The 265-nt window shown below is 57.0% G+C and carries 1 protein-coding gene; it reads left to right on the top strand.

Features of this window, described 5'->3' with window-relative positions; all coding sequences use genetic code 11:
* Nucleotides 1–7 precede the first annotated feature (7 nt).
* On the top strand, nt 8–265 hold a 258-nt coding region (locus PSI23_RS22360), incomplete at its 3' end, for a phage head closure protein (protein ID WP_273557089.1).

The raw sequence follows: 265 nt of genomic DNA, 5'->3' as shown, positions 1-265 counted from the left end.
GCATCGGGTGACTATCCAGAAATCCGAGCAGTCACGCGCCCCGTCAGGGCAGGTTATTGACAAGTGGGTGGATGCCGCCACCGTCTGGGCGGAAGTGAGGGCGATTAGCGGACGTGAGCGTTTGGCATCCGGTGCGGTGTTCTCTGAGGCCACAGTGCGTATCTGGATGCGTTACCGTGATGACGTGACCACCGCCAATATCATTCTCTATAACGGGGCTAACACCAGAGGAACCGCTTTTGACATTGTGGCGGTTATCCCTGAT

Origin of the sequence: Xenorhabdus yunnanensis (assembly GCF_028598805.1) — a bacterium.
Classification (GTDB): domain Bacteria; phylum Pseudomonadota; class Gammaproteobacteria; order Enterobacterales; family Enterobacteriaceae; genus Xenorhabdus; species Xenorhabdus yunnanensis.
The sequence above is the reverse complement of the archived record's forward strand: the minus strand, read 5'-3'. Positions and strand labels throughout refer to the sequence as shown.